Here is a 25221-nt window from a genome sequence, read left to right as displayed (position 1 = left end):
GCCGGTGCATCGTGGTATCCATCGGCCGTGCCGCGAAGCCGATACGGTCGAGCTCGGCTGGCGGCAATGAATCCGGGGGGCTGAGGTTCGATGTCGATGCGCAGCAAGGAGCGTCACGCTCGTCTGTTGGAAGCACTGAACGCGGGAGAGATCGATGTCGACGATCTCGCGCGGCGCTTCGACGTCTCCGCTTCCACCGTGCGGCGCGACCTGCAGCATCTTTCCAAGAACAATGCCGTGCGCCGCACCTACGGCGGCGCCATTCTCACCGCCCACGCGAACGAGACGACGCTCGAGCAGCGCCTCGCGGTTCAGGGCAAACAAAAGGAGGCGATCGCGCGCGCGGCGATCGATCTGATCGAGGATGGCGACACGCTGATTCTCGATGCCGGCTCGACGGTCGCAGCCTTCGGCCGGCTGCTGCAGCAGCGGCGGCTGCGCATCATCACCAACAATCTTGCGCTGCTGCCCTTCCTCGCCAAGGCTCCGAGCATAGAGCTTGTGGTGCTGGGCGGCGCGCTGCGCACCACCAGCATGAGCACCATGGGGCCGCTCGCCAATGAGGCGCTGCGGCGCATGACCGCGGACCGCGCCGTCATGAGCGCCGACGGCGTGGTGAATGGCCGTGGCCTGTGCGAAGCGGATCTCGAACAGGTCGCACTGAAGTCGCTGATGATGCAGCAGTCGAAGGAAGTCATCGTTCTCGCCGACACCAGCAAGCTCGGCCGCGCCGAACAGATGGCCTGGGCGCCGCTGCCGCCGCGCTGGACTCTGGTGACTGATGTCGGCGCACCTGAGGAGCAGTGCAAGCGTCTCGCCGATGCGGGAGCGCGCGTGATCGTTGCCGGCGTTCGCTGAGCCGGCATCGCAATTTTTCGTGTGATCGGAGAAAAATATCGGGCGAGGCGGAGGTGCAACCATTGAAGGCCTGGCTAAGTCCTTGCTGGCGGTGGCCAATGGGATGGACGCCGAGACCGCGCGCTTCGAGTCGTCGAATCCCCTGATGGCAGGCGGCGCAAACGTGCAGCCGTTGCTCATTGCGCGTCCTTGAGGACCGGCCGCGTTTGCGGCCGGCGCGTGTGGGGGCCGTCAACCTCGTCCATGTTGATCTGGTCACCGCATCGCGCCGCATGTCTGCTACTGGTCCTTAGCGGACTTGATTGGCGTTATGGCTGACTTCCGCTTTGCCGGAGATAGCCGACTTCACCGCCAACGGGAGAGACTGCTTCTGTCGGTGCCTCTCCGTCGGCCGAAGGCGAGGATCGTGGATGGCACTGTCGCGTCCACTCATCAGCAGGTGAGCTTGCCTGACGCCGTTGCGAACTTTCGTGTGAACGAAAACAGCACGTATCTGGTGCGGTTTCTGGTGCGGTCGTCGCGCTGCGGGCAACGAGAACGAAGTAAGCTATCGATCTCATTGGTGGGCCCGGCAGGGCTCGAACCTGCAACCAGACCGTTATGAGCGACGGGAGATCGACCGTCTTCTTTGATTTTGTTGCAGTTTCGTTCGATTTCGATCGCGTTCGTTGTGTCTCGTTCACGCCGTTCCTGGTACGAAACCGGTGCGGCCCATGATTTCCGGGCAGGCCGCCTAATCCGGTCATTATTCCGCTATTGGTTGAGGAGCGTTGTCAATTCCGCTCCCTCGTCGGCGACGAAGACGGCGATCAGTTCGGCTGGCTCGGTATTGCTTGCATTGGCGGAGACGAGATGCGTCGTGCTCGGCGGTTCAAAGAACGACTGCCCGACCGCGAATGTCTCCAGCGGGCCGCTGCTCAGCTGCGAGCTGACCTCGCCCTTGGTAATGTAGGCTGTCACCGAGCCGCCATGCCGGTGCGGCGGCGTGAAGCCGCCGGTCCATAACTCACACGGACCACCGTGACCCGCTTGCCAGGGACATTCGGTAGGGCGTGCGACGCAATCACCTCGACCTTGTTGAGCGCCGTGGCGGATGAAGACATCTCGGCACACAACGGTGCCGGAAATGGCGGCGTCGCGCTCATCGCCAGCGAAAGGGTCTTGGCGATCGTAATCGCGCAGGCGAAGCCGGTCCCGACGGCGAGCGGCAGAAGGTGCCAGTCGCGTTCGGCGATTGGGCCCGAAGATTCTGATTGGAATGCGCATTTGTGTCTCCTCGCCGGAGCTCAGGTCATGGCGCTTGGCTTGAACACGGAGAGCGGCGCAGGATCGCGGCTCGGCGGCGGCGGGACCTTGCCGTCGATATCGGTGAAGCCGTATTCGGACGCCAACTCCGAGGCGAGCAGGATCTGACCGCTCTTGGTCATCACGTCAGGATCGCCGGCGAGTGCAGCCACCGCGCGCCCGGCGAACACCGGCGTCTCGCCGCGTTCGACGATCAGTTTGGCAAGCGCCAGCGGCACGCGGTCGGGCTGCGCCGCGAGCTTCTCGCTCTTGATGTAGCCGGGCCAGATCGAGACGGCGGCAATGCCGAACGGCTGCAACTCATGCGCCATGTCACGCGCCATCCGGTCGACGCCTGACTTCTGCACGCCGAACGGAACGTTGAAGGTGTATCTGATGCCACCGCCCGATGACGTGTTGACGATCAGACCGCGCCGTTGTGGCAGCATCAGCGGCACGGCGAACTGGCTTGCGATGAAATGCGAGCGCAGGCCGACCCGGTGCATGGTATCCCACAGCGAGGCCTGGACCTGCCAGAATGGGACATTCACCGGCATCACGTTCGGCGCCGCGAACACGTTGTTGACAAGCACGTCGAGCCGCCCGTGATCGCGCCGGACAACGTCGAAGACCTCCTTCACCGAGCCATCGTCAGAATGATCGCACAGCAAGCCGATGCCTCGGCCGCCGACCTCATTGATTGCGGCGATGGTCTCATCGAGCGAGCCTGGCCATTCCGACCCGCCGCTGTTGCGCGTCCGCGCCGTGACAACCACCGTCGCGCCGGCCTCGGCGAGGCCGATGGCGACTCCCTTTCCGACCCCGCGGCTTCCTCCCGTCACCAGCGCTATCCGATCCTTGAGGCGTCCCTTGCTCATGCGATCCTCCAATATGGCTTCTTTGGAAGATAACTTGACAATAATCTTCCTAGGAAGATATTAAGCCTAGGACGTCGTAAGCGTCAATCAGGGAGAGTTCGCGATGGTCACCAGGGAAGAGAACGAATTGCTGTGCCGCGTCACGGGTGACGCACCGATGGGACGCATGCTGCGGCAGCATTATTGGCTGCCGGCCGTGCTCTCGGTGCGGGTGCGCAAGGGGGAGGCGCCGGTCCGCGTCAAGCTGTTCGGCCGCAACTTCGTGGTGTTCAGGGGAAAGGACGGCACCGTCGGCTTCCTCGACGAGGCCTGTCCGCACCGCGGCGCCTCGCTCGCACTGGCGCGGATCGACGACTGCTCGCTGACCTGCCTGTTCCATGGCTGGAAGATCAAGGCCGATGGCGAGGTGCTCGACGTTCCCAACGAGCCGAACAACCCCAAAGAATTCGCCAGGACCGTCAGGGCAAAATCCTATCCCGTGCGGGAAGGCGCTGGGCTGATCTGGGTCTGGCTCGGGGAGGGCGCCGCGCCGCCCGCGCCCGATTTCGAATGGATGGATCTGCCGCCGGAGCAAGTCTACGCGGCCGGCATCGAGCTCAAGGCTAACTGGCTGCAAGGCGTCGAGGCCACCATCGATTCCTCGCATGTCTCGCTGCTGCACCAGAGCTGGACCGCGACATCCTCGACCGATTTCGGCGCCACCCGCGTCAACACCGAAGTCGGCTACGAATTCGATAAGAAGCCCTATGGCTTCCGTGCCGCGGCGCTGCGAACCGCACCGGACGGATCATGCCTCGCCCGCGTCACCGAGTTCGTGATGCCTTACTATGGCTTGATCGCGCCAATCTTCTCCGGGCCGCAGCAGGATCGCACCGCGATCATCGCGGTGCCGATCGACGACGAGAACCTGATCCAGTGGTACATCTTCTACAATCCCGAGAAGCCGGTGGATTCGTGGCGCAAGGTGCAGCGCGCCAACCAGTGGCCGATGGCTGGCGGCCTGCCCGGCGATCAGAGCAACAATTGGGGGCAGAACCGCCAGATCATGGATGCCGGCAACAGCACCGGCTTCCATGAGATCGTCATCGAGGATTTCGTGGTCATGGTCAGTATGGGCCCGATCGTCGACCGTTCGCAGGAATATCTCTGCTCGGCGGACCAGGCGATCGTCAGGGTGCGTCGCCAGCTGCTCGACGAAGTGCACGGCTTCATGAACGGCAAGGCGCCGAAGAGCGGTCAGAGCGAGGCCATGTCCTACAAGGATATCCGTGCGGTCGGCGGCCGGCTCGGCTCCACAGCCGAGGACTGGCGGCAGATTCCGCGCTGATCGGATTTGACGCCTTGGGCGCGGGCTAAGTGTCCGCGCCGATTTCGCCGCATCGACCCAGGAGACGATATCTCATGACCTGGCACCATCTCTGCGCAGCCGCGAAACTGTCGGAAGGTGAGCCGTTGGGCTTCAAGGTGGGCGAGCGCCGTGTCGCGCTCTACAAGTTCGACGACGACATCTTTGCAACGGACGACGTCTGCTCGCACGCGTTTGCATTGTTGTCGACGGGATTTCTCGAACGCCACGTGATCGAATGCCCGCTGCACGGCGCGATGTTCGATGTCCGTGACGGTAAATGCCGGTCAAGCGCCTACAAGGATATCGAGGCGTTCAAGGTCGAGATCCGCGACGGCGACGTCTATGTGCAACTCGGTGCTGGCGCTGCACCGGAAGCAGCATGTCGCGGCAGCGCGGACGTCAATCCGTGAGCGGCCTTGTCGTCATCGGCGCATCCTATGCCGGCATTCAGGCGGCCTTCACCGCGCGCGATGCGGGCTATGCTGAACCTGTTACCGTGATCACCGATGAAAGGACACTGCCATATCAACGGCCGCCGCTTTCCAAGGACTATCTGCTCGGCGAGATCGGCGCCCATGAGCTCCGCATGCATGACGAGGCGCTTTTTGCGGGCAAGCGAATCGAGCTGTGCCTCGGCCACCGCGTTGTCGAGATCGATCGTAGCGCCAGCCGGGTCGCGTTGGCCGACGGCGTGGTGCTCGACTTCGAGCGCCTCGTCATCGCCACCGGCTCGCGCGCGCGAAAGATCGCAGTCCCCGGGGCCGAACTCGACGGAATCTGCTATCTTAGGTCGATAGCCGATGCCGTCGACCTCAAGGCGCGGCTCGGCCACGCCAGCGAGATCGTGATCGTCGGCGGCGGCTTCATCGGGCTCGAGGTGGCGTCCTCGGCAGCCAGGCTCGGCAAGAAAGTGACAGTGATCGAGGCATCGTCGCGGTTGCTGGAGCGGGCGGTCTCTCCGGTGGTGTCGTGCTTCCTGCTTGATCGTCACCTTCGAGCCGGCGTTGCGGTGAAGTTCGGCACGGCCGTCTCGGCAATGATCGGCGATGGTGGACGGATCGCGGCGGTCGAGCTGAATGGAGGCGTCCGTCTCGGCGCCGACCTCGTCGTTGTCGGCATTGGCGGCATCGCGAATGATGAGTTCGCTGTTGCCGCGGGGCTGGATTGCGCCAATGGCATTGTGGTGGATGAGCACGGCCGGACGGCACGCCCGGCCATCTACGCCGCCGGCGACTGCGCCAATCACTACAGCCGCTTCGTGGGGGGATGGATCAGGCTGGAGTCGGTTCAGCACGCGCAAGACCAGGGACGGGCGGTCGGACTTGCGATCGCGGAAAGCCATGAGGCCTATGACAGCGTGCCGAGGTTCTGGTCCGATCAACACGATCTCAAGCTTCAGATCGTCGGACACTCGGTGCGCAGCGACCGGATCGTGATTCGCGGCGCAATCGAAGCCGGCCGGTTCTCCGTGTTCAACTACCGGCAGGGCAAGCTCGTCGCAGTCGACAGCATCAACAATTCCGGCGACCAGATGGTGGCGCGACGCCTGATCGCGGCCGGCATTTCGCCAACGCCGGACCAGGCCGAAGACAGTTCATGCGATCTCAAATCGTTGCTGAAGACGAGTAACCAGGCTGTTGCGTAATGTTGCCGGCGGCAGCGCTAATCCGCCGCCGCGAGCCGGCCGGATTTCTTCGGTACTTTCACGGTTCTGACGGCGAGCAGCTTGCGCAGGCAGCGGTCGAGCATCGCGAACTCCGCCTTGGTCAGCCCGCTTGCCTCGGTCACACCCTCGACCACCCTTGCCACCTCGGCAATGCCGCGGTCGGCGGTCGCCAGACCTTTGGCGGTGAGGCGGACCAGTTCCGAACGGCCGTCATCGCTGGCCGAGACGCGCAGGACGAAGCCGCCTTCCTGGAGCCGCGCCACGCGCTTGGTCATGGCGCCCGAGGTGACGAGGAGGGCGCGAAACAGGTCGGTTGGGCGCAACTCGTATGGTTTCCCCGAGCGCCTGAGCGCCAGCAGGACGTAGAACTCGCCGGTTTGCAGGCCGACGGCTTTCGCTATGTCTTGCAGGCGTATTTCATGAAGCTGATTGACGCGCTCCAGCCGCAACAAGGTGCACGCCGCGGCAAGGTCGAGGTCGGGGCGCTGCTCGAGCCAGGCGGCCTCGATGTCGTCATAAAGAGCGCTATCGAGCGTAGGCGGCTGCCTGATCGTAGGTTCGGCGCGGCGCGACACGCTGCTCTTCTTCATTCCTTCCAATCCCCTTCCTGCGCCAATGGCGCCGGCATCATGCGTCGCAGCAATCTAACACCGTCGAACTGACGTGTCGCCCCGCAACTTGCCGGCATTGCTCCAGGTCCTGCGTATCGCGCCGCGGAGCGGCCATTTGCCGCCCATGTCGCGGGTTGACATTTATCTTCCTAGGAAGAATATTCCAGATAAGAAAACAGGGGAGGGGCGTATGCGCGGACTTCGCGCGATATTTTTGTTTGCAGCTTTGCTCGGTGCCGGCGACTCGGCAGAGGCGGCCCAGACCGATCTGATCATTGGGCAGACCATGCCCTATAGCGGGCCGGCTTCGGCCTTGAGCGCCGTCGGCAAGGTGCAGGCGCGCTATTTCCAGATGATCAACGAGCGCGGCGGCATCAATGGCCACAAGGTCAAGCTGATCTCGCTCGACGATGGCTACAGCCCGACAAAAGCCGTGGAACAGACACGCAGGCTGATCGAGAATGATGATGCGGTCGCGATCTTCGGCAGCATGGGAACCGCGCAGAACGCCGCAGTCCAGAAGTATCTCAACGCCAAGAAGATCCCCCAGCTGTTCGTGTTTGCGGCCAGCGAGCGCTTCGCCGACCCGAAGACCAGTCCCTACACCATTTCGGGGATGACGTTGTTCAGCACAGAGGCTGCGATCTATGCGCGGCTGGTGGCCGAGCACACGCCCGCCTCGCGGGTCGCCGTGTTGTACCAGAACGACGACTACGGCCGCGAATATCTGCGCAGCTTCAAGGCCGAACTGGCCCGGCTCGATCCCAAGGCCGAGATTGTCGCAGCCTCGCCATACGAGGTCACGTCGCCGACGGTCGATTCACAGGTGGTCGCGCTTGCCAGCACCAATGCCAACGTCTTTCTCAATGCATCGACCGGCAAGTTCACCTCGCAGGCGATCCGCAAGGTGGGCGAGCTCGGCTGGCATGCGCAGCAGTTCCTGCCGATCGGCAGCAACTTCGTTGCGACGATCCTCAAGCCGGCCGGGCTCGAAAACGCCAAGGGTGCGATCTCGGCGACGCCGACCAAGTCGGTCGGCGATCCGGAATGGGCCAATGACCCCGCTTATCTGGAGTGGCTGGCCTTCATGAGGACGTACTATCCCGAGGGCGACATTGAGGATCAGCTCAACTTCACCGGATGGAACGTCGCTATCCTCATGGCCAAGGTCATCGAGGCCTGCGGCGATGATCTTTCCCGGCAGAACCTCATGAAACACGCCACCGCGCTGAAGAACCTGACGCTTCCGGGTCTGATTCCCGGCATTACCGTCAACACCAGCCCGGACGACTATCGTCTGATCACATCGCTGCGGCCGCAGCGTTTCGACGGCGAACGCTGGGTGCCGATGTCCGGGGCCATGGCCGCGCAAGCAGATGCGGGCCGATGATCGCAGTTGGACCGCCGCCGGCCGTTAGCGGCCGTGCCTGAGTTCTTCGGTGGCGCGCCGGAGCACCTCGTGAAGCCATTCGTGCGAAGGTTCGTGCTCGACACGTTCGTGCCAGAGCAGCCGAACCTCCACGGGCGTCGTGGTGTAGGGCAGTTCACAGGTCGTGATCGCATGCGCCTGCTCGAGCGCACGCGCCAGCGGCCGCGGAACGATGGCCGCCAGCTCGGAATCGACCAGCAGCGCCGGCAGGGCAAGGAAATGCGGCAGCGAGACCGCGATCCGCGGCGGCTTGTCGCTGTCGGACAGCGCCCGTTCGAGCGCGGGGCGGTCGTACATTTCCGAGCGCCTGGCGAGCCCGCGCTCGGAGATGAAGCCGCCGATCGCGCCCTCCTGCTCGCCGCCAAAGGACACGACGACCAGCGGCAAGGTCGCGAGCTTTGCCTTGTCGAGCCGGCCAAGCTTGCGCTTTTTGCCAACGATCAGCACGTCGTCATATTCGAACAGCAGCGCCGTCCGGAAGCGGCTCGGCGGAGACGAGAACACGCCGATCGCGACGTCGATGCGGCCGAGGTCGATTTGCTCGGCAAGATCGATCCGGGTCACCGGCTTGATGGTGAGGTCGATCGCCGGAGCTTCACGGCTCAGGATCTTCAGGAGTGGCGGCGCCAGTACCATCGTCGTAAAGTCGTTGGCGGCCAACGTGAATGGCTTGGTCGAGACCGCCGGGGCAAAGGTTGGCAGTTCGACCGCGGCCTCCAGCGATCGCAGCGCCTGGCGAACCTGCGGGGCCATCGTCAATGCGCGCGCCGTCGGCTGCATGCCGGTCGCCGTGCGCACGAACAGCTCGTCGTGCAGCATTTCGCGCAGCCGCGCCAGCGAGTGGCTGACGGCGGACTGGCTCAGCGCGACCTTTTGGCTGGCTCGCAGTACGCTGCGCTCTTCCATCACGGCGTCGAACACCTTGAGCAGATTCAGGTCCAATGTGTTGAAGGAAACGGACACGATGAGAGCCCCGTCTGCAGCGGATCGCGCGCCTCGGCAGATTCTTGCGATCGCGCGCAGTTAAGGCCAGACACCCGGCGGATGCAACGGATTGCCCGAGAGCGCGTCGCCGCCGTTAGCGATCTGAAGGCGGTTCAGGATCATCCTGCGAGACTTTCACTTCCGTGCCGTGGCGTTCTGGCCAACATTGCCGCCGCCGGGTTGGGAGGAGAACAACGATGAAGGCCTGGGTAAGATCGGCTCTGAGTGTCGCGGGTGCGTTGTTCGGACTGGCGCTGACCCTCGCGACGGCGACGTCGGCGATGGCTCAAAACGGGCCGGTCAGGCTCGGCGTGCTGACCGACATGTCGTCGCTCTATGCGGACAATGGCGGCCAGGGCTCGGCCGTCGCGGCACAGATGGCGGTGGACGATTTCAACGGCAAGGTGCTCGGGCGCATGATCGAGATCGTGGCGGGAGATCACCAGAACAAGGCCGACATCGGCTCGGCGATCGCACGCCGATGGCTGGAGAACGAGAATGTCGAGGTCATCCTCGACGTCCCCAATTCCGCGGTCGCCCTGGCGGTGCAAGGCATCACACGTGACAAGAAGAAGCTGTTTCTTGCCACCGGCGCCGCCACGTCCCGGCTGACCGGTGACGAATGCTCGCCGACCGGTATCCATTGGACCTACGATACCTACGCGCTGTCGCAAGGGACGACGCGGGCGATTTCGCGTCTCGGCGCCAAGTCCTGGTTCTTCCTGTCGGCCGACTATTCGCTCGGTGCGCAGCTCGAGGCCGACAGCCGCAAGGTAATCGACGCCACCGGCGGCAAGGTGGTCGGCGCCGTGAAACACCCGATCAACACGTCCGATTTCTCGTCCTTCCTGCTGCAGGCGCAGGCCTCCAGGGCCGACGTGATCGCGCTCGCCGACGCCGGCGGCGACTTCATCAACGCCGTGAAGCAGGCCGGTGAGTTCGGCGTGACGCGCGGGCAAAAGCTTGCCGGCCTGATCGTCTTCATCGCCGACGTTCACAGCCTCGGGCTGCAGAGCGCGCAAGGCTTGATGCTGAGCTCCGCCTTCTACTGGGACCTCAACGACGAGACGCGCGGGTGGTCGAAGCGCTTCATCGAGAAGACGAAGAAGGTGCCTACCATGATCCATGCCGGCACCTATGGTGCGGTCATGCACTATCTCAAGGCGGTTGAAGCCGCCGGCACGCTTGATGGGCCGACGGTCGCGGCCAAGATGCGCGAATTGCCGGTCAACGATTTCATGACCCGCAACGGCAGGATCCGTCCCGATGGCCGGCTGGTCCGCGACATGTATTTGTTTCGCGTCAAGTCGCCGGAGGAGTCGAAATACCAGTTCGACTACTACCAGCTGCTGGCCACGATCCCGGGTGAAGAGGCCTTCAGACCGATGGAGGACGGCGCATGCTCGCTCGTGAAGAAGTCGTGATCGACCGGGATATGGCGTGCGGGGCCGCGCGCAATCCGATCGACGAGGTGATCGCCGGCCGGCTGTCGTGCCGCGAGTTCTCCGGCAGTCCGGTCTCCCGATCGATCATCGAGCAGATCCTGCGCGTGGCGCGGTTCGCGCCGAGCGGCGCGAACATCCAGCCCTGGCACGTCTACGTGCTCGCCGGCGCCGCCAAAACCGAGGTGTCGGCTGCGCTTCTGCATGCGCATGAGAACGAGCCGAGCGAGCACGTCTCCGAATATCAATACTACGCCACCGCTTTCCCCGAGCCCTATCTCGGCCGTCGCCAGGAGTTCGGGCGATTGTTCTATGGCTCGCTCGGTATCGCGCAAAGCGACGGTGCGGCGCGGAGCCGGCAGACCGCGAAGAACTATGCGTTCTTCGGCGCACCGGTTGGATTGATCGTCACCATCGATCGTCGGCTGGCGATGGGAAGCTGGCTCGATCTCGGCATGTTCATCCAGAATGTGATGCTGGCCGCGGTGGGGCGCGGGCTGCAATCCTGTCCGCAGGAAACCTTCGCCAGGTACCACCGGATATTGCGTCCACTTCTGTCGATCCCCACGGAGCAGATGGTGGCCTGCGGCATCTCCATGGGGCACCCCAGGGAGCCGGCGAGGACGCGGCTGATGCCGCGCGCAGACTTGGAGGCCTTCGCCTCCTTCAAGGGTTTCGAGGAATAGAACAGGAGAAAGTCATGGGAAGCCGGGAACAGCTGATCGAACGCAGCATTCCGTTTCTGCGCGAGGTCAAGGACATGACGCCGAGCGCGGCGATGGAGCGGTGGCTCAACGAGACTTATGGAGAGGACAGCCCGCTCTACCAGGATCTCGCTCGTCTCATCAAAATGGGAGTCGCGGAGGGGTGGGCGGCCAACCAGGAGGTAGACGGCCCGAACTATCGGCGCAGCCGCATCCTTGAGCCGGTTCCCGAAACGTTCCAGTTCAGCATTACCGCAGTCTACATGAACAGTACCGATCCGCGCCGCTTCAAGGACGAGGACGCTCACGACGTGCTGCGCGGGCAATATCACGGCCATCCTTATGGCGAGCTCAACCTCGTCGTTCCGCTCGACAAGGGGGCGCAGCTCAAGGGATTGCAGGGCTGGCAAGGACCAGGATGGACGGCGCCGGATCCCGGTAGCCGGCATTATCCCGAGGTCAGAGGCGGCGCGGTGATCGCCCTGTTTTATCTGCCGGCCGGGCGCATCTCCTACGATTTTAAGGCACCGGCCTGATGTTGGCCGTATGAGCGGCGCGTTTGATGACACCGAACCTGTCTGGAGAAAGCCCATGGCGTTGATCTATCCGGTCGGTTCGAACCGCGTTCATCCCGCGCGTCTGTCTCCGGCGTATCGAAGCGCGATCAAGCGCGCGCCGGCCAAGCCGCTGATCCCGACGCGGCATACGCTCTCGGAATTGACCGGTCCGGTCTATGGTCATGAGACCGTGCGCGCGCACGACAACGATCTCACCATCCAGGCCAAGGGCGAGCCGCTCGGCGAACGCATCATCGTGCATGGTCATGTGCGCGACGAGGACGGCCGCAGCGTGCCCGACACGCTCATCGAGCTGTGGCAGGCCAATGCCTGCGGCCGCTACATCCATGTCGTCGACCAGCATCCGGCGCCGCTCGATCCAAATTTTACGGGCGCAGGCCGCACGCAGTCAGATGCATCCGGCTACTACAAGTTCATCACCATCAAGCCCGGTGCCTATCCCTGGGGCAATCACCACAATGCGTGGCGGCCAGCGCATATCCACTTCTCGGTGTTCGGCCACTCCTTCGTTTCGCGCCTGGTGACGCAGATGTACTTCCCCGGCGATCCGCTGTTCCCGTTCGATCCGATCTTCAACTCGGTGACCGACGAGAAGGCGCGGGCGCGGATGATCTCGTCGTTCGATCTCGAGAACACCCAGCCGGAATGGGCGCTGTGCTATCGCTTCGATATCGTGCTGCGCGGGCGCAATGCCACGCCGATGGAGACCAGGTAAGTGTCGAACCCGCGTCCTGATGGAATCACGCCCTCGCAGACCGTCGGCCCCTATTTCAAATACGGCCTGGCGCCGAACGGCGAATACGAATGGAACGATGCCTTCTCCAACAACCTGCTGACACCAGACGTCTCGGGTGAGCGCATCCGCGTCGAGGGCAAGGTCTATGACGGCGACGGCGCCGTGATCCCCGACTGCATGCTGGAGATCTGGCAGGCCGACGCGCAAGGCCGCTTCTCCGATCCGCAGGATGCGCGCGCGCTGCCTAACTCCTCGTTCAAGGGTTTTGGCCGCGTCGGCACCGACAAGAGCGGTGGCTATTCGTTCGACACCATCAAGCCGGGCTCGGTGCCCGATGCCGACGGCAAGCAGCAGGCGCCGCATATTGTGCTCGCGGTGTTCGCGCGCGGCCTGCTGCTGCATCTCTACACCCGCATCTACTTTGACGACGAAGCGGCCAACGCGGGCGATTCAACGCTCGCGCTGGTGCCGGCCGATCGCCGCGCGACCTTGATCGCGAAGCGCAAGGCCGGTGCAGGCAACGTCTACACCTTCGACGTCCATCTGCAGGGCGACAACGAAACGGTGTTCTTCGACGTCTAACAGCAGTTGGTTCGTGGGGACGCGACGGCGGGTCGGATGATATGTGCGCCGGCAAGCGCATTTGCGACAGACCGTTCGTCCTGAATATCGGCCCGGACGAACAGAAGTTGGGAATCATGCGGGCCAAACTGACTGCGCCCGCGATCTGGATGCCTTGACGCGATCCGGACGGGAAACTCGTGATCGCGCAGATGCTGAACGATGCGGCGGCCGAGAAAGCCGGTTCCGCCGAATACGGTGACGGTGCGACCGTTCGTTGTCATCCTTTGATCTTGCTCGAGAGACCGCGCCATAGGCCGAGCCGAAGCTGACGTCAGGGCGATGGCCGTCTGTCGGAACAATACCCTCTGGCAGCGACGGTTGGAATGCAGGCCGCTTCGATCCGCTATTGGACGGAAGCCGGAAGCAAAGGTCGAGCGAAGCTGAGTTCGTGCCCGTCGGGGTCAGCTAGGTGGAAAAAGCGCTCACCCCATTCGGCATCGCGGGGCACAGTCGCCGGCTGGTACCCCGCCGCGAGCGCGCGTTCGTAAAGTGCGTCAACATCGGTGACGTAGAAGATGACCCGACCCCACCAGGACCAGCGTCGTTCGGCAGGTTGGTCGATGAGGTTGAGGTAGCTCAAACCTGCTCGAAAGCTGGTGAACGGTGACCATTCGCCGCCATGCAGGACCTCAAATCCCAGGGCTCGGTAGAATGAGACAGCTCGTGGCATGTCATGGGTGCCCAGCGTGAGCGCGCTGATCCCCTCGATCATGGCCAAAACTCCCCTGTTCTATCTCCCTACGCCATTTGTAGTCGCGGCCCAGAGATTAACCTCTCATGTGTGTCGAACGGCGAGCAAGTCAACGCCGAACGCCCCTTTCCTTGCGTCGCCGCTCTAGGCGAGCGGTAGATGCCCAAACTGCTCGAACCGAAAGCGCTGACGCTCTAAACTCTCCATCGCGCCGGCCAAACATCAAGTCCAGGCGTCCACACAACCAATCGATCCCAGTGGCACCCGCGAAAAGGAGCGGAGCATGAAGGGCGATAAGGATGTTATCGAATACCTCAACAAAGCGCTGCGCCACGAGCTCACCGCCGTGAACCAGTATTGGCTGCACTACCGCCTGCTCGACAATTGGGGCTACAAGGTGCTGGCCAAGGCGTGGCGCAAGGAATCGATTGAAGAGATGCAACATGCAGACAAGCTCATCGAACGCATCATCTTCCTAGACGGATCTCCCAATATGCAGACGCTGGAATCCCTTCATATCGGGAAGACCGTGAAGGCCGTGCTCGATAGCGATTTGCAAGCCGAATTGTCGGCGCACTCCCTCTACGCTGAAGCTGCGACCCATTGCCATCAGGTCAAAGACTACGTGACACGGAATCTGTTTGAGCAACTCATGCACGATGAGGAAGAGCATATCGATTTTCTGGAAACCCAGATCGAACTCGTCGCGAGGATCGGCCTCGAGCTATATGCCCAGCGTCATATCGGAGAGCTCGACAAGGACTAAAGTGTGCCAACGACTGCCTTTGGTCGTTTGCGTCAATTAGTGCATCGCAGGGCCGGGCGAGCCGGAACGGATAGGCCGATAGCGAAACGGCGCCTTTTCGACCCGAAGCGGTTGTCACGCGGCCGGGCGGCGCGTTGCTCGGATATCAATGGTCCTCCCGGCGCTGGCGAAGGTCCCGCCGCTCGTCAGCGTGGTAAATGGTTGCCAGCACCAAATGCCGCGAAGTACGGTGGTGGAACAGGCTCATCCAGAAACGGGTCGGGACGGGGAGACAAACGCATCATGACTTTACGCAGTTTTCTTTGCGTCATGTGCCTGGCCGGCATCGTCGGCGGCGGCTTGGCGCGGGCCGGTACCAACGATATCCTGATCGGCCTTGACGGCAAGATTACCTATGGTCCGGAAGGGCAGGTGAACGGCGCTCCGGGTAATGACGCAGTCCTGGTCCTGGATATCTCCGACCCCGCCAAACCCAGGATCCGCGCCAGCCTGCCGCTGTCGAATTCCCTGCTGGGCCCGCCAACCAACCTGCAGATCACTCCAGACGGCAAGCTGGGCCTAGTCGCCAATTCCGTGGTTCACGTGCAGGACGGGAACTCCTGGAAGCCGGTCCCGGACGACAAACTGTACGTTATTGACCTCACCGCCGACCCGCCGAAATTGATCGACACGATTAGCGTGGGGCGGCAGCCGTCCGGTCTGTCGATCTCCAGGAAGGGTGATCTCGCGTTGATCGCCAATCGAGACGGCAAGAGTGTCTCCGTTGTCTCGATCCAGGGCTTGACGGTCAAGACCGTAGGCGAGGTACCGCTAGAGCAACAGGCTGCCGCCGTGGTCATCGCACCCGACGGCAAGCGCGCCTTTGTCTGCCTGAACCTTGCGAACAAGATCGGCGTGTTGGCGATCGATGGACAAAACGTGACCTACGACAAGTCGATGGACATTCCATCGGCATTCAATCCTTACAACATCGACATCACACCAGACGGCAAATATGTCGTCGCCTCGAACACAGGTGCGCAGAAGAACAACGCAGATGCCGAGGTGATCATCGAAGCGACCAGCCCACATCCCCACGTGGTCGACATGATGACCCCTGGTACCGGGCCGGAAGGCTTCGCCATCGCGCCGGATGGGAAGACCGCAGCTACCCCGCTGCTGCTCGGCACCGCGGCCAAGGACAGCGACTGGTTCAAGACCAAAGCCGGCGAACTCGTTCTGATGTCGATCGGCACCGACGGAAAGCTGACGGTGACTGCGCGCGCGCCGCTCGGCGGCCTACCGGAGGGTATCGCTTACAGTCCGAACGCCGACTACCTGTATGTGGCCAACTATTTCGAGAAGGACTTGCAGGTGTTTCAGCTCACAAGCGGCAAGCTGACCGAGGTAGGGCCCAGGCTAAAGCTGCCAGGCCAGCCGGCGTCGATGCGCGCGCCAGCGCGGTAGGCATGCGTGCCCTTTCCGCGGACTCGGTCCGCGGAAAGGGTCTGCCGCCAAGCAGACCCCACACCTTCTGATCCCAATGTGCTCTCAAAGGAGCGCAGCGATCGAGCATTTGCGTGTCTGGTCTTAGCCCGCGTGAGACGAATGGGCCGGCTAAAGACGTCCAATCAACGGACCTAACCGGAGGTCAATCGCGCAGGCCGGACCGACGCAAGTGACCCATTGCCGACGTCGCTTGTGCGCCCATCAAGACGGCCGCTGACCCGAGCGCCCTTTTTGCTGAACCTAACTTCCTATGAACAAATCAATTTCCAGATGGCAAACCTGCCATTGCGAGGCAGCGGGCCCAATATCGGCCTGTTTCAAGCTGCGCATTTGGGATGCGCGCAAGATATCTATCGACGGTCAGCGCCGGCTCGAGTTGCCTCATCTTCGAAAGCGCATTGCGTGCCTCATCCATTCGTCCTTGAGAAACCAGCGCGATCGTCAGCACTCGCCATGTGGAGGGGTGCGTACAATTGAGCGCAAGCGACGAACGCGCAAGCCTTTCGGCATTCTCATATTGATGAGCCGATAGCTCTGCCGTCGCGCCAAGCGATTCGAAATAGTAGCGCTGGGGATCAAGCGGGGAGAGCTCGATCGCTCGCCGCGTCGCGTGCACAGCCGCGAGCCCCTCGCCCTTGAACGCGTTGACCGTGCCCCGGTAGAGCCACCCCAGTGCATGACTGGGATTGGCCTCAACCGCTTCGTCGCAGCGCTCTCGAGCGGTGTCCAGGTCCTTCAATAAGTGACAATAGACGAACCCTTCTGTTGCCAGCGCGAGCGCATCCGACGGATCCCGGTCGAGCGCGGCATGGGTGGAGCTCAACGCCTCGATCGCCTCGCGTTTGCGGTCCTCCGACCAGCCGCGCGTCACCCTCAGGATGTACCAGTTGCCGAGCCAAGCCCGCGGAGCGGCAATTCGGGCATGCCGGTGAATCAGCTCATCGAGGACCTTGCGCGTCTGGATGAACTCATCCTTGGTGGAGCGGTGCATCAGCTTGATACTGCCAAGCAGCAGCGAATAGCTCTCCAGTGTCGGCAACGGCTGCGTCAGGATGTGCTCGACCTCGGCGTCGCATACGGACAAGTGCACCATCTGGGCGATGCGATCCCCCAATTCGCTTTCGGGTCTCAGCAGATCGCCGACTTCCCCTGTCAAGCGATCGGTCCAGACGACCTGACCGTGACGCGCCGATGATAGCTCCGCAGTTACCAAAATCCGCCCTGCGTCCACGATATACGCGCCGCTGAGGATATAATTGGTACCGAGGTAGGCTGACACTTCATCGATGTTGCTTGCGCGGCCGCGGAATACGGTCGTTGAAAGCCGTGAAATTACCTTCAGGTTCGGTGCTTTTGACAGCCGCCAGATGACGCTGTCCGCGATCAGATTGCCGATGTCGAGATGTTCCGGAGCGTTGTTCCTCGCGTGAAACGGAATTACGGCGATCGTCGGCTCCATTGGTGTTCCAAAGCCGGGACGCTGGATTGGACCCGGCTTTGGGCTTGCGGGGCCGACGCGGTAGGCCCGAACCGGCTTGTCGAAGTGTTTGAGAATGCACTCGCCGAGGTCTTCGCATAGCGCGTCCACCCCGTGCGTAAGCTCGTCGCGCGCTGCAGCGCTGCTGATCGTTTCGCCTGGTTTCGCAAGGGTCGCCAGCGCGGCGGCCAGTTGCTCATGCGCCGATGCGCTTGCGATAGTTTCGCCCGGGCCGGCCAGGTTTGCCAGTCGCGCGGCGAGGTTCACGCCCGTGCCGTAGTAGTCGATCCCATTGCTCCACGCCATGGCAGCGTTTACGCCGGCGCGAAGGTGGAAATGCTGATCTTCCGGGAGAGCAGCGTTCTGCGTTGAAAGCGTTCGATGCATCTCGGCGGCGGCATTGACGGCGTCGGGTACCGATTCGAAACGCGTCAGCAGCCCGTCGCCCAGGCTCTTCACCATCACGCCATCGTAGCGTGGCAGGATTTGGGTGTTGACGATGCGGACGAATTCAGCCCAGCGGCGAACGGTGCGGTCCTCGTGCTCCTGCATGAGCCGGACCGACTCCACAAGGTCCACCAGCAGCACGACTGTCTCTTGTCGCACAAGGCGAACGCCCGCGTTCCGAAAGTCGGATCGCTCAGACCGGGCGGCTCGATTTTCCTCCTTCTCCACCGTGTCACCGTCGATGTTGACCAGGTTTCATGATCCCGATGTTTACATCCTAGATGGGATACAATCGCGCGCCAAGAGGTTGGGCGAGTAGGCTTCGTTGGATTCGACCACCTGCTTCGCTTGCTACCAAATTCCAGCGATAGCCCTGTAGCTTGTGAAAAGCCCGCTGAGTAGAGCCGGATGGACCAAACAGCTGTACGGACTTCTCGTGTCCGAAATGGGCAGGTACTCGAGCGCCTCGCAATCGGTCCGAGCCAACGATCGGGAGCGCCGCGCAGCACCGGGAACGTTTCAAGGGTAGATCGGCGAAGTTCAGTCTACACTTGCTGCGGACCCGCATTGCGAGGATGATGACCTGCAAGAGTTGGTGTCGTCGGTCATTTCGATGGAGATCAGCTATGCGCGCACCGGTCTACTACGGTGATTACCTGCGGCTGGACCGGCTCCTGTCATCGCAGGAGCCCGAAAGCGCCAAAATTGGCATCAGTGCCCATGACGAGATGTTGTTCATCGTCGTCCACCAGGCCTACGAGCTATGGTTCAAGCAGATACTGCATGAACTCGATCGGGTTGAGACGGACTTCGGCACGATCCCGGTCACCGATGATGCCATGGCCCGCGTCATACACGGGCTCAACCGTATCCATGAAATCCTCAAGCTTGTCGTGGTCCAGCTTGACGTGCTGGAAACCATGACGCCATTTGACTTCCTGGACTTTCGCGACCTGCTGATGCCGGCTTCGGGCTTCCAGTCCCTGCAGTTCCGGCTGATCGAGACGCGGCTCGGCCTGCCGCCTGAAACGCGCATTCCATTTGATGAGAAGGCGATCGACGAGCGTCTTTCCCAATCCGATCGCGACGCTCTTCGAGCCGCCAGCGCTCGGCCATCGCTATTTGACTTGCTCAATCGTTGGCTTGCACGTACGCCATTTCTCGACTGGGGAGGGGAAACATTCCGCGAGGCCTATCGCACTGCGGTGGACAAACATCTAGCTCGCGATGCCGAGCTGCTGCGCACGGATTCTGCGATCCCGTCGGAAAAGCGCGACCGCGAACTGAAGCATATCGAGCGCGCGATCGCGTCGTTTTCGGAAATTTTCTCGGAAACAGGCGAGGGAGGCAGTTGGCGGCTGTTGCCGCAATCAGTTCAGGCCGCTCTTTTCATCACGCTTTATCGTGACAAGCCTGCTGTGCAGTCGGCGTTCCGCCTTTTGACCGCGCTCACGGACATCGACGAAACCATAACTCTTTGGCGATATCGGCATGCACTCATGGTGGAGCGCATGATCGGGTTGAAGATCGGTACTGGCGGCTCCTCGGGTCACGACTACCTTCGGATGACGGCCGAGCGACATCGCATTTTCGCTGATCTGTTCCGACTGTCCACTTTCCTCATTCCGCGCTCAGCCGTGCCCGAGCTTCCGGCTCCGGTCCAACGGCAGATGAGCTTCGTGTACGCGTCATGACCGTGCTCGATCTTACCGCTCATTTCGAGAAGTTTCGCGCGGCGGCGCCTGAGCGGATCAACCTAGCGGCGCACAGCCACCACGACTGGCCGGACGTGACACTCGCGGCGCAGGAACAGTGCTGGCACGATGCGGCGCGGCTCGCCGGCGAAAAATGGGACTTGGTCTTCGGTGAACTGATCCCGCGCGTCCAGGCCGGAATCGCCCGGCACCTCCAATTACCTGACCCGTCGACAATCGCAGTTGCACCCAACACGCATGAATTCTTGCGCCGGCTATTGTCCTGCTTTCCGTCGGATCGGCCCATTCGTATCCTCACGAGCGATGCCGAGTTCCATACCGCACGGCGTCAGCTCGAGCGTTTGGAGGAGGACGGCTTGGTTGCCGTCACACGCATACCCGCCGAGCCCTTCGAGACCTTTGCTGAACGCTTTCATGCAGCGTGCGGGAGGGGCGAACATGACCTTGTCTTTGTAAGCCAGGTGTTTTTCACCTCGTCGGCAACGTCGGGAAATCTCAAGTCCATGGTCGAAGCGGTACCTTCGCGCGATACTTTTATCGTAATCGACGGCTATCACGGCTTTATGGCCCGTCCGACCGATCTGTCCGAGATTGCTGGGCGCACGTTCTATCTCTCAGGCGGTTACAAGTATGCGATGGCAGGGGAGGGATGCTGCTTCCTGCACTGTCCGCCCGGCTACGGGCCAAGACCCCGGGACACAGGTTGGTTCGCCGATTTCGGCTCCCTCGCAGCGCCTCCGGGGAAATCAGTCGGGTATCCGCGAGATGCCGGTCGATTCCTGGGCGCGACCTTCGATCCCTCGGGTCTCTACCGGCTTGCAGCCGTATTCGATTGGCTGGCCCGCGAGAGCATCGCGGTTGAGCAAATCCACTGTCACGCGCAGGCCTTGATGACGTTGTTCATCGAGGGGCTTGCGCTTCAGCACATTGAGGGATTGCGGTTTGCGGATTTGATTACGCCATGGGGCGCCAAGGCCCAACACGGCAATTTTCTTACATTTCGGACGCCGCGTGCAGGCGAGATTGAGACAAAGCTTGCCGAAATCCATGTGCACTGCGATCACCGCGGCGACCGCCTTCGCTTCGGGTTCGGGATTTGCACGAATTTGGCGGACCTCGATCAGGCACTGGCGAGAATCAGGCGCGCGATTGGAAGCTAGAATCCGTCCGGCGCTGAATGGTGGGCTTACCTGGCACCGTGCGAACCATCCGCCGGCGATCGGCGGCCTCTTGTTGCGCAGCGGAAGCCGTAACCAGCACGGCGCTGGCCAGGATGGCGCGTGTGCCAAACCAGAGGGTTCGTGGGCTCCACAACATCCTAGTTCGCCCATCGAAGCGCCGCGTCGTATGCTCACGCATCACGCTAGCCTTCGAATCCTTAGGCGATTTGGATCGCATTCTAGAGGATAGCCAAACGCAGCGCTAAAATTCTGATCGACTATCGCGCCTAACGTTGATCTGAAGGCATCGATTCGATCCGCCACGTCGCTTCAGCGACTGCACTCAGCGAGCTCGATTGATGGCTCAGACGGAATGCGAGTATCGGCAGCCTTGCAGGCATGCGTGGCGTCTCCAGCCCTCGCAAGGCTTGCGTCAATCGAGCGGAAGGTGCGCCAGCTCAAGCGAACGCCGTGCGTGATCCTAGTCACGGATCGGTGGCTCGGCTTGTCGCATGATCTCCTAGTGATGGATGGCCCATCACTTAGAGCAAAGGGAAGAGGCACTACATGCCGAGCATCAGCCACGAATTGTCCCTCGATCACCTGGAGCAGGTCTCAGGTGGCAACCCAGCCCTGGTAGCATTTGGATTGGGCGTTCTCGCCGGTGTTATCGGCAATGCCGTATATGACGGGCTGAAGTCGGGCGCCATCACTGCGCCGGCTTGTGGTCTGATGGGCGGGGCCGGAAAGTATGCTGGTTGCCCCACCTAAAGTGAGTGGCGTCTGAAGGCACCACGGCCAGCCAGCTGCGGGTGGTGGGTGCGCCCAATCCGGCGGGCTGGACATGAGGCCCAGCGAGCGGATCGCAGATCAGCGGACTCGGCATCACCACGAGACGCCGACGCTGGCGCACCGGCTCCGGCACCACGACCTCGTCGGTTCGATCGGCCAGATGCCGCCTTCGAGTCGAGCTTGATGGTGGCGTGGGTCTGCACCACGACCTCGTACTGATCGCCGATCATCGGTTTGGGTGCCGCCGATGAAACCCTGTCGCAGCATCTCTCCCTCGGCCCGGAGCACTTGGCCGCAGAATCGCCAAGGGCGGCTCTCGTTCGATATCTATTACCTAGCCGAACTTCAACCCCGACGCCTGCAGCACCGGGGCCCAGCGACGATGCTCCTCCGCGAGGCGTCCAATTCGGCTAGTTTGCGGCAACGTACGGTACGGCCTGGCGATGAGCTCGTCCGGAATCTCTTCGCCGGATGTCGCGCGGACCCCGGCGACATGCGGGCCTGTTTCCACGAGGAGGCCCGTACGCTGCTTCACAAATGGCCTCCATTTGCTGCACTCCGGTTTCGTCGGTATTTTCCCAAATGGCAGCGGCTCAGATGTTTGCGCGGCGAGAGCCGTGCCGCGGGTTGATAGCCTGAAGGTCTCGTTTTAGGGCATCCCCCTTTATTGCCACACGATCTGTCGCATGAGGCATTTGAACCTGCGCGTCAAAAATGCCGCGCCCTCGGATTGAAAGAATTGACGCTGGCCGGAGAGTGTTTTCGGCTAAGCTTTCCCGCCATCCAGTGCTACGGAAATTGCGATGATGACCAAGCGCAAGATCACCGTGAATTGTCTGGGAAACCTTGAGGTCAGCGACGGAAGCGGGCTGTCAATCCCGATCCGAAGCGAGCGCTCCCGGGCACTCCTGGCTTGCTTGGCCGTCGAGAGGAACAATTGGACCCGCGAACGCTTGTCCTATTTGTTGTGGAAGAACGGAAGAAGCCATCGCGCACGATCCAATCTTCGCCAGCAACTTCTCTCATTACGCCACGACTTGGCTATCACGACGGCGGCTGACTGGAGCCAGGGCGACCGGATTGAACTTCCCGCACAGATCGGAACCGATATCGAATTGTTTCGAGATGCGATCCAGCGCGGAGATCATGCGACAGTGGTCCGGACTTTTCGGGGCAACCTCTTTGAAGACGCCAATATAAAGAACAGCTCCTTTCAGGAGTGGCTGGCCAAATGGCGGCTCGAGTTTCGGCAGGACGCATGCAGAAGCCTGCTGTGTCTGTTAAGATTATCGACTACCGGACCGAGTGAGAGAAAGCTCTTTGCGCAACGGTTGATTACACTTGACCCGACATGCGAAGAGGCTCAGCAATCGCTCATTCACTTTTATCTCGATCAAGGAGACGTGGCGCTGGCGATTGAACAATATCGTACTTTCGCCGAAGCGCTCAAATCATGCGGACGTACCCCATCACATCAAAGCTCGGCAACCATAGGCAGAGCACTCGGATCATTGCCGCCGGCACAGCCGCTTGACAATGAAATCCAGCCCGCGACCTGGATTGCTGAAATCAATCGTCAGCATGATGTGGCGGCGCCACCCAATCCACGATTAATGGCGCCCATTCAGGGCAGACCCTCGATCGCAGTTCTTCCTTTCGTCGATCGTGGCCTCGGCCGGCATCGCAATGAAGCCATCGCCGACGGACTGACCGAAGAACTGGCGATGGCGCTGGCCCGAGTCCCCGGGCTATTCGTAACCGCGTGTCAGTCGGCCATGGTCTACAAACGCTCCTCGCTCGACATCCGCCGGATCGCGGCGGAACTCGGAGTGCGCTACGTCCTCGAAGGCAGCGTGGAAGTTCGCGGAGCTCAGCTCCGCATCAACGTTCGGCTGATCGACGGAGAAACCGGCCTTCACATCTGGGCCGAAACGTTTGACCGGGAACTTGTCCGGTTTTTCGAGGTTCGCGACGAGATCATTAAACTCGCGGCAAGCCGATTGCTGCCAAGTCTAATGCTATCTGAAATCAAGCGGGCACTTGCAAGCGAGACGCCGAATCTCGATGCCTGGGCCAGACTGCAGAGGGCCAATGGTCACATCCTGTTCAAGCGACGAGTTGAGGGTTTGGCCCAGGCCATTGAAGAACTGGAGCAGGCACTCGCTATTGAGCCAGATTACGCCATGGCTGAATCGTTGTTGTCAGCTGTTCATACCTGGCGGGCGCTCTGGTCGAGGGCCGATGCCTCGCAGGACAGAGCAGCAGCCATCAGCTACGCGGCCCGCGCACGGGAAGTGGCGCCACGAAATCCCTATGTGCTGGCAAACTGCGCCGATACTGCGCTGTATTCTTCGGGAAACATTGACCTCGCACTGGAGCTCCTAAGCACTGCGGCTTCTGATGGTCCAGAGGATCCGCAGACTCTAGCGTTGTTGGCAAATGTTCGTCGGGTCGCCGGCCAAAAGGTTTCCGAGAGCCTGAAATTAATCGAGAAGGCAATGCGAATAAGTCCGAGAGACCCTCGCAGTCATCGGTGGCACCACTATGCAGGCTGGTGCTTTTGGAAGACGGGTGACCTTGAGGCGATGGAGGACTCCGCGAGACGAGCCATCGAGCTTTATAGCGACGCTCCAGCTCAATGGATTGAACTTGTCTGTGCTCTCGGATTGCAAGGACGCTACGGTGAAGCTCGCGAAGCTGCAATCATCCTGAAGCGCCATCTGCCCGACTTCACCCCGCAGAGGTTCTTTGACATCGCGCGGGCGTTTTATGGACGTCGTTTCCCCGGAGAGGTCGAACGAGACTATAGCCGTCTTTGCCAAACGCTCACGCATGCGCTCTAACGCCGTGTTTCTTTGAAGATTTGGTCATGTCAGACAATAAGCCATCAGCATCGCAAAGCCTTTGCAAAGCCTTTTACCGCATGTCCAATTCCCCACAGAGGAGGATGCGATGAAAACAAGCCTTACAAGGCGGCTCTTTGGGACAATATTCGCGAGCATCGCTATCTGCTCTGCGAAAATCCACCCTGCGGTGGCTCAAGAAAGCGGCCCCTCAACGAATGTCCGATTGTTCAACGCCATCATCGATCGCGGCTTCAACCGCGGTGACTTGTCCATCGCGGATGAAGTCTGCGCCGAAAGGCTGATTGAACACGAATACCTCGCCAAGACAGACGTTCCCGGACCTGAGATTTTGAAGGATCAAATCCAAACAGCGCGCCGCAACATAAGCAACCTCTCTCTGACAGTTGAAGACCTCGTCGAGAGTGGCAGCAAGATATGGGGGCGAAGCACATGCACTGGAACACACTCGCGCTCAGGAAAATCTGTTTCCTTCACGGTGATCGATATTTGTCGCTTTGAGAAAGGCAAATTGGTTGAGCATTGGGGAGTCCCCGACCGCTTTGCACAGCTTCACCAGATCGGCACTTTGGCACCGCCTCCCAAGCAATAGCCTAGGCTATCCTATACCCTTCCGGAACAAACAAATGTCCGCGATTCGGAGATGCCCGCGTTTCTTCCACTTACAACTGCAGGCGGT

The 25221-nt window shown here is 61.5% G+C and carries 23 protein-coding genes and 1 pseudogene; 17 read left to right on the top strand and 7 right to left on the bottom strand.

Annotated elements, in window-relative coordinates; all coding sequences use genetic code 11:
• Positions 1-90 precede the first annotated feature (90 nt).
• Entirely contained in the window at positions 91-858 is a 768-nt protein-coding gene (locus tag XH92_RS33105) for a DeoR/GlpR family DNA-binding transcription regulator (protein ID WP_194455888.1), read from the top strand.
• Between the two features lie 753 nt (positions 859-1611).
• Here XH92_RS33105 and XH92_RS33100 read toward each other — a convergent pair.
• Together XH92_RS33100 and XH92_RS33095 are read right to left on the bottom strand one after the other, a co-directional pair.
• Positions 1612-2069 (bottom strand): annotated as a pseudogene (locus XH92_RS33100) (cupin domain-containing protein).
• 75 nt (positions 2070-2144) lie between these two features.
• Positions 2145-3020, bottom strand: a complete 876-nt coding sequence (locus tag XH92_RS33095; RefSeq protein ID WP_194455887.1) for an SDR family NAD(P)-dependent oxidoreductase — start codon at positions 3018-3020, stop codon at positions 2145-2147.
• 103 nt (positions 3021-3123) lie between these two features.
• On the opposite strand from XH92_RS33095, the gene XH92_RS33090 reads away from it, so the two are divergent.
• From XH92_RS33090 to XH92_RS33080, 3 genes are all read left to right on the top strand, one after another.
• The gene (locus XH92_RS33090; protein WP_194455886.1) at positions 3124-4347 is read left to right on the top strand and encodes a Rieske 2Fe-2S domain-containing protein; all 1224 of its coding nucleotides are present in this window, start codon (positions 3124-3126) and stop codon (positions 4345-4347) included.
• Between the two features lie 74 nt (positions 4348-4421).
• Positions 4422-4778 (top strand): non-heme iron oxygenase ferredoxin subunit, encoded by a 357-nt coding sequence (locus tag XH92_RS33085; protein WP_194455885.1) that lies wholly within the window; start codon positions 4422-4424, stop codon positions 4776-4778.
• Positions 4775-6013 carry an NAD(P)/FAD-dependent oxidoreductase gene (locus tag XH92_RS33080; RefSeq protein ID WP_194455884.1) on the top strand — a complete coding sequence of 413 codons (1239 nt, stop codon included), beginning with the start codon at positions 4775-4777 and terminating at the stop codon, positions 6011-6013. Before XH92_RS33085 ends, XH92_RS33080 begins: the two co-directional genes overlap by 4 nt.
• Positions 6014-6030: 17 nt before the next feature.
• Here the strand turns inward: XH92_RS33080 and XH92_RS33075 are convergent, their stop codons facing one another.
• Positions 6031-6624 (bottom strand): MarR family winged helix-turn-helix transcriptional regulator, encoded by a 594-nt coding sequence (locus XH92_RS33075; protein ID WP_194455883.1) that lies wholly within the window; start codon positions 6622-6624, stop codon positions 6031-6033.
• 211 nt (positions 6625-6835) lie between these two features.
• Here XH92_RS33075 and XH92_RS33070 point away from each other — a divergent pair, with 211 nt between their 5' ends.
• Positions 6836-8035, top strand: a complete 1200-nt coding sequence (locus XH92_RS33070) for an ABC transporter substrate-binding protein (RefSeq protein WP_194455882.1) — start codon at positions 6836-6838, stop codon at positions 8033-8035.
• Between the two features lie 24 nt (positions 8036-8059).
• Here XH92_RS33070 and XH92_RS33065 read toward each other — a convergent pair whose 3' ends face one another.
• Positions 8060-9037: a LysR family transcriptional regulator gene (locus XH92_RS33065; protein WP_194455881.1), complete on the bottom strand. Its 978-nt coding sequence runs from the start codon at positions 9035-9037 to the stop codon at positions 8060-8062.
• Between the two features lie 218 nt (positions 9038-9255).
• On the opposite strand from XH92_RS33065, the gene XH92_RS33060 reads away from it, so the two are divergent.
• The 5 genes from XH92_RS33060 to pcaG are packed head-to-tail and all read left to right on the top strand — an operon-like array spanning position 9256 to position 13100.
• Positions 9256-10482, top strand: a complete 1227-nt coding sequence (locus XH92_RS33060; protein ID WP_194455880.1) for an ABC transporter substrate-binding protein — start codon at positions 9256-9258, stop codon at positions 10480-10482.
• Positions 10458-11186, top strand: a complete 729-nt coding sequence (locus XH92_RS33055) for a nitroreductase (RefSeq protein ID WP_246787802.1) — start codon at positions 10458-10460, stop codon at positions 11184-11186. Before XH92_RS33060 ends, XH92_RS33055 begins: the two co-directional genes overlap by 25 nt.
• A gap of 14 nt (positions 11187-11200) precedes the next feature.
• Positions 11201-11740 carry a DUF4863 family protein gene (locus XH92_RS33050; RefSeq protein ID WP_194455879.1) on the top strand — a complete coding sequence of 180 codons (540 nt, stop codon included), beginning with the start codon at positions 11201-11203 and terminating at the stop codon, positions 11738-11740.
• Between the two features lie 55 nt (positions 11741-11795).
• The gene (pcaH, locus tag XH92_RS33045) at positions 11796-12497 is read left to right on the top strand and encodes a protocatechuate 3,4-dioxygenase subunit beta (protein ID WP_194455878.1); all 702 of its coding nucleotides are present in this window, start codon (positions 11796-11798) and stop codon (positions 12495-12497) included.
• Entirely contained in the window at positions 12498-13100 is a 603-nt protein-coding gene (gene pcaG, locus XH92_RS33040; protein ID WP_194455877.1) for a protocatechuate 3,4-dioxygenase subunit alpha, read from the top strand. It abuts the gene before it with no gap.
• Here pcaG and XH92_RS33035 read toward each other — a convergent pair.
• Both XH92_RS33035 and XH92_RS33030 read right to left on the bottom strand, forming a co-directional pair.
• Positions 13097-13363, bottom strand: coding sequence for an SDR family oxidoreductase (locus XH92_RS33035; protein ID WP_194455876.1), 267 nt, complete (start codon positions 13361-13363; stop codon positions 13097-13099). The two genes, pcaG and XH92_RS33035, sit on opposite strands and share 4 nt — an antisense overlap.
• Positions 13364-13485: 122 nt before the next feature.
• Positions 13486-13854: a VOC family protein gene (locus tag XH92_RS33030; RefSeq protein WP_194455875.1), complete on the bottom strand. Its 369-nt coding sequence runs from the start codon at positions 13852-13854 to the stop codon at positions 13486-13488.
• Positions 13855-14116: 262 nt separating this feature from the next.
• On the opposite strand from XH92_RS33030, the gene bfr reads away from it, so the two are divergent.
• Together bfr and XH92_RS33020 are read left to right on the top strand one after the other, a co-directional pair.
• Complete coding sequence (bfr, locus tag XH92_RS33025) at positions 14117-14599, top strand: bacterioferritin (protein ID WP_194455874.1); 483 nt, start codon at positions 14117-14119, stop codon at positions 14597-14599.
• 282 nt (positions 14600-14881) lie between these two features.
• On the top strand, positions 14882-16045 hold the full coding sequence (locus XH92_RS33020; protein ID WP_194455873.1) for a YncE family protein: 1164 nt from the start codon (positions 14882-14884) through the stop codon (positions 16043-16045).
• A gap of 301 nt (positions 16046-16346) precedes the next feature.
• On the opposite strand, the gene XH92_RS33015 is transcribed toward XH92_RS33020, so the two are convergent.
• The gene (locus tag XH92_RS33015) at positions 16347-18152 is read right to left on the bottom strand and encodes an adenylate/guanylate cyclase domain-containing protein (protein ID WP_194455872.1); all 1806 of its coding nucleotides are present in this window, start codon (positions 18150-18152) and stop codon (positions 16347-16349) included.
• A gap of 485 nt (positions 18153-18637) precedes the next feature.
• On the opposite strand from XH92_RS33015, the gene XH92_RS33010 reads away from it, so the two are divergent.
• From XH92_RS33010 to XH92_RS32990, 5 genes are all read left to right on the top strand, one after another.
• On the top strand, positions 18638-19705 hold the full coding sequence (locus XH92_RS33010) for a tryptophan 2,3-dioxygenase family protein (protein ID WP_194455871.1): 1068 nt from the start codon (positions 18638-18640) through the stop codon (positions 19703-19705).
• Complete coding sequence (locus tag XH92_RS33005; RefSeq protein ID WP_194455870.1) at positions 19702-20886, top strand: aminotransferase class V-fold PLP-dependent enzyme; 1185 nt, start codon at positions 19702-19704, stop codon at positions 20884-20886. Before XH92_RS33010 ends, XH92_RS33005 begins: the two co-directional genes overlap by 4 nt.
• Positions 20887-21453: 567 nt before the next feature.
• Complete coding sequence (locus tag XH92_RS33000) at positions 21454-21657, top strand: hypothetical protein (RefSeq protein ID WP_194455869.1); 204 nt, start codon at positions 21454-21456, stop codon at positions 21655-21657.
• An 827-nt stretch (positions 21658-22484) separates the two neighbouring features.
• A complete protein-coding gene (locus XH92_RS32995; protein WP_194455868.1) occupies positions 22485-24521 on the top strand; it encodes a hypothetical protein in 2037 nt (678 codons plus the stop codon).
• A gap of 109 nt (positions 24522-24630) precedes the next feature.
• A complete protein-coding gene (locus tag XH92_RS32990) occupies positions 24631-25134 on the top strand; it encodes an ester cyclase (RefSeq protein ID WP_194455867.1) in 504 nt (167 codons plus the stop codon).
• Positions 25135-25221: the final 87 nt, after the last annotated feature.

Origin of the sequence: Bradyrhizobium sp. CCBAU 53421 (assembly GCF_015291625.1) — a bacterium.
Classification (GTDB): domain Bacteria; phylum Pseudomonadota; class Alphaproteobacteria; order Rhizobiales; family Xanthobacteraceae; genus Bradyrhizobium.
Note: the sequence above shows the minus strand (reverse complement) of the source record. Positions and strands in the feature narration are given on the sequence as shown.